We start from the raw sequence: 3,777 nt of genomic DNA, 5'->3' as shown, positions 1-3,777 counted from the left end.
TGATATTGGTCCATAGGGTGATCAGATTCGGGTGGGCCCCGAAGTTTCAAGCCGAAGCTCGAACGACGGCGAAAAGGAATGTCAGACTACTCTGACTTTGACCTTTGCGTGCTCATTGATGCCCATGGCACCAAAGAAGAGCGCCACCAGGCGGTGCGAGTCGGAGAAGGTCACCGCACGGTTCTCACTGCGGCGTGCCAGCACCCAGTTGAGCAGATCGCCAGCGGCGATGAAGTCGACACGGATCAGGCGTGCGCACGAGACGTTGACGATGGCTGCCGTGCCCAGTTCCTCGTTCATCTTGGTGAGCGTGGCGCTGATGTCACCCACCAGCTGGCCCGACAGCTCGACGCGGGCCACTTGCACCATGCCGGGTTCGTCGATGATCTGCGACTCCTGGAAGGTGGTCGAGACATCGCTCACCACCGACATCGGAGGCGATTGCGTGCTCACGCTGGCGCCGCTGATGCGGGCCTGGCACACCGCCGGCTCCCACGACGGCGGTGACACCTCGTAGGTGACGCAGTAGTCGATGGCGGCCTCGTCGAACTGGTCGGGGCGGTTGACGATGCGCAGCACGTCCAGTCGCAATTGCCAGAACACCGGGTCCGCATCGCGCACACCGGTCGGGGCGGCGTCCTGTAGCACCTCGATCAGGCGCTCGCCGCTCAGCCAGCGCATGTCCAGCGTCTGCGGCATCCAGCCGCGGAAGAGTTCGCTCAGGCGCGCAGCGCCTTCGGCATCGACGCTCTTGAGTGCGCCCCAGTCGAACACCCAGGGCAGCGGCATCTGCAGGGTTTGCGAGCGCAGCTTGGCGACGGCTTCGGCATCGATGACCGCGGGGCAGACCCAGCCCACCTGGCCGTCGATGCGTGCGCGCGGCTGGCGCTCTTCGCTGGCGGCCTCGGCCACCATCTTGGGCATCGAGAACCATTGCGGCGCCGACCAGCCGAATGCCTGGGCGTAGTCAATGGCCAGGCTCTCAAACTTGTGCTGCTGGCCGATGGCACGGTAGAGGTCGAACAGCGCCAGCCAGGTCTCGGCATGCTGCGACCGGCCCCCGCCCGCGCCGGTGAGGGCCGACAAGGACTGCTCGCACAGCTCAAAGTCGGCATTGGCAAAGGCGATCACCGCTTCGTCGAGGTCGGGGTCGTGCGCGACTTCGCTCAACTCGGCGAACTGGCTGCTGAGCGCGTCGGCGCCGGCGTTCATGTCGAGCGGAGCCAGCTGTGGCTGGTTCGGGCTTTGCGCAGCTTGCACCGGTGTGGCGGGTGCGCTGGCCACCGACTGCAGTGTCGGGACGCCGGCGGTCGGCCTGGGCTCGCCAATGGGGGGCTTGCTGTGGCCGTCGTCGGGTTGGGTGCGCGCGTAGCCCATGGCGGCGGGCTGCGTGGGGGCTTCGTAGAAGGCTGGGGTGCGGCGCGGCGAGGGAGAGGCGAGGCCGTCGCCCACCATCTGCTGCTCGATCTCGTCGATCTTGGCCTTGACGCCGCTGTCGGGCTTGGCTCCGCTTTCCTGCATGCGGGCTTCGGAGTCGTCGAGGCGTGACGAACCACCCAATGCCGCCAGCTGCTCGCCCGTCAGGCCTTCACGGCGCACCTTGCGCAGCATGTCGAACTCGCGCTTGCGCACGAAGTCGTTGCGCCGCTTGCGCTCGATCATGGCCTTCAGCTCGGACTTGGCGTACTCGCTTTCGCGCGCATCCTCGGGAGGCACGCCGAGCTGCGCCCAGTCGGTGGCCGGATTGGCCACGAACTTGACCACCTTTCGGAAGAAGCTGCTGCTGTCTTTCGGGTCCGCCATGTCGGGAGGTTGGTGCGGGCGTCTGACCGGAGGATCAGTCGCCGAACATCTTCTGCTTGAGCTCTCGCCGTTGCTGGGCTTCGAGGGACAGTGTAGCGGTCGGGCGTGCGATGAGCCGGCCCAGGCCGATGGGTTCGCCAGTTTCGTCGCAGAAACCGTAGTCGCCGGCATCGATGCGGCCCAGCGACTGGGAGATCTTCTTCAGCAGCTTGCGCTCGCGGTCGCGGGTGCGCAGCTCCAGGGCATGCTCTTCCTCGATGGTGGCGCGGTCGGCCGGATCGGGGACGATCGAGGTGTCTTCACGCAAATGCTCGGTGGTTTCGCCGGCGTTGCTGAGCAGATCGTCCTTGAGCGTCTGCAGCTTGACGCGGAAGAATTCCAGCTGCTTCTCGTTCATGTACTCGCTGTCCGGCATGGCCAGCACTTCGGCTTCGGTCAGTTCGCGACCGGACTTGGACTTCCAGGCATTGGCCAGCTTGGGGTCGGCCTTGTGTGCAGTCTTGGCGACGTCGATCAGCACCGGGTTCATCTGACGGGTCGGCGGGCGAGGCGGTGCGAAGCGGTCGGCGAACCGGGAAGTGGCAGGCGGAACGGGCGCCGGCGTCGACGCGGCGGCCGAAGCGCGCGCTGCGGCGGAAAGCTTGGGCTGGGCCACCTTGGCGGGCTTGGGCGCCACGACAGGCGAGGGGGCGGGTACGGCAGGTTTGGTCACGGCAGGTTGCGGAGCTGGGGCGGGTGCAGCAGACGCCTTGGCGACTGGCTTGGCAGGAATGGGTTTGGCGGGAGCCGCCTTGGCAGCGGGTTTGGCCGCAGGTTTTGCAGCAGGCTTGGGAGCGGGTTTGGCGGTCTTGGCAGGGGCTTTGGCGGGTGACTTTGGGGCGGGTTTGGCGACGGGTTTGGCAGCGGGTGAGGCCTTGGCTGGTTTGGCCGCTGGTTTTGACGCGGGCTTCTTCGCCGCCGGAGCCGCCTTCTTGGCCGCTGGCTTGGTGGGAGTGGGTCGCTTAACCGGGGTCTTGCTCACTGAAATCTCCTCGCAACGGCGGTTATACCCGCTCTGCGCTGCCCTGAGTGGCCCCGCAGCCCCTTTTGGGCGCCGCGGATTGTAGCCACGTTGTTTATGAGCATTGCTCCATATTTGCAGGGGTCTCCTCGGTGCTTCAAATCGGCCCCGTCACGGTTCAGACCAGGCCCTTCGATACCTCAGGACAGGCACTGCTCCAGGCCTTGCTCGAGGATCTGCTGCGGCAGATCGAGCCCGATGAAGACCATCTTGCTGTTCTTTTTCTCGCCCTTGGCCCAGGCCGGCCCGAGGTCGCTGCCCATCAGCTGGTGCACGCCCTGGAAGATGACCTTCTTGTCCGACCCCTTCATATAGAGAACGCCCTTGTAGCGCAGCAGCTTGGGGCCGTAGACCTGCACGATCGCGCCCAGGAAGTCTTCGAGCTTGGCCGGGTTGAAGGGCTTGTCGGACTTGAAGACGAAGGACTTCACGTCGTCGTCGTGCGCATGGTGGTGCGGGTGGTCGCAGTGCTCGCCGTGCTCATGGTCGTGATCGTGGTCATGGCCGTGATGGTGGTGGTCGTGCTCGTCGGCCTTGAGGAAGTCGGGGTCGATGTCGAGCTTGGCGTTCAGGTTGAAGCCGCGCAGATCGAACACCTCGGCGATGGGCACCTCGCCGAAGTGCACGCGGCGCTGGGGCGCCCGCGGGTTCATGTGCTTGATGCGGTGGGCCAGGTCGTCGACCGCGGCGGTGTCGACCAGGTCGCTCTTGCTGATGAAGATCTGGTCGGCAAAGCCCACCTGGCGGCGTGCCTCCTGGCGGCTGTCGAGCTGGTCGTTGCCGTGCTTGGCGTCGACCAGGGTCAGGATGGAATCGAGCAGGTAGTTCTCGGCAATCTCGTCGTCCATGAAGAAGGTCTGGGCGACGGGCCCTGGGTCGGCCAGGCCGGTGGTCTCGATCACCACGCGGTCGAA

The 3,777-nt window shown here is 65.7% G+C and carries 3 protein-coding genes; all 3 read right to left on the bottom strand.

Annotated elements, in window-relative coordinates; all coding sequences use genetic code 11:
• Positions 1-81 precede the first annotated feature (81 nt).
• Entirely contained in the window at positions 82-1,803 is a 1,722-nt protein-coding gene (locus VFL64_RS07385; protein ID WP_489539730.1) for a hypothetical protein, read from the bottom strand.
• Between the two features lie 34 nt (positions 1,804-1,837).
• On the bottom strand, positions 1,838-2,824 hold the full coding sequence (gene dksA / locus VFL64_RS07380; RefSeq protein ID WP_489539729.1) for an RNA polymerase-binding protein DksA: 987 nt from the start codon (positions 2,822-2,824) through the stop codon (positions 1,838-1,840).
• A gap of 179 nt (positions 2,825-3,003) precedes the next feature.
• On the bottom strand, positions 3,004-3,777 hold a 774-nt coding region (locus tag VFL64_RS07375), incomplete at its 5' end, for a CobW family GTP-binding protein (RefSeq protein WP_489539728.1).

Origin of the sequence: Rhizobacter sp. (assembly GCF_035702065.1) — a bacterium.
GTDB lineage: Bacteria > Pseudomonadota > Gammaproteobacteria > Burkholderiales > Burkholderiaceae_C > Rhizobacter.
Note: the sequence above shows the minus strand (reverse complement) of the source record. Positions and strands in the feature narration are given on the sequence as shown.

Coding starts and splice junctions, on each gene's coding strand:
- VFL64_RS07385 (WP_489539730.1), bottom strand. CDS start 1,803: ATGGCGGACCCGAAAGACAGCAGCAGCTTCTTCCGAAAGGTGGTCAAG.